Genomic DNA, 474 nt, shown 5'->3' with positions numbered 1-474 from the left:
CTTTTGCACCGTCCATCACCCTGCCTATCTTTGACTGGGGCACAAACAAAGCCAATCTTGACGTAGCCAAACTGCGCCAACAGGCACAAATCGTTGCTTATGAAGCCGCTGTTCAATCTGCATTCAAAGACGTTTCCAATGCGTTGATTGCACGCGAACAGCTGGATAAAAGCTATGACGCTTTGAGCAAACAAAGCCGCGCCTACAACGACAGCCTGCGCCTCATCAGCCTGCGCTACAAACATGGTGTATCCAGCGCATTGGATTTGCTGGATGCCGAGCGTAGCAATTACAGTGCAGAAACTGCTCTTTTGGCTAATCAGCTGACCCGTTTGGAAAATCTTGCCGACTTGTATAAAGCACTTGGCGGCGGTTTGAAACGCGAAACCAAAGCTGCCGAATAAGTATTTGCCTGCTAAGATTAAAAGGCCGTCTGAAACATTTGGGTTTCAGACGGCCTTTTTGTTATATGGC

At 48.3% G+C, this 474-nt stretch carries 1 protein-coding gene; it reads left to right on the top strand.

Features of this window, described 5'->3' with window-relative positions:
* On the top strand, window positions 1-404 hold a 404-nt coding region (locus ACTHUR_RS19830; RefSeq protein ID WP_440400506.1), incomplete at its 5' end, for a TolC family protein.
* Window positions 405-474: the final 70 nt, after the last annotated feature.

The organism is Neisseria sp. P0021.S007 (assembly GCF_051956855.1).
Note: the sequence above shows the minus strand (reverse complement) of the source record. Positions and strands in the feature narration are given on the sequence as shown.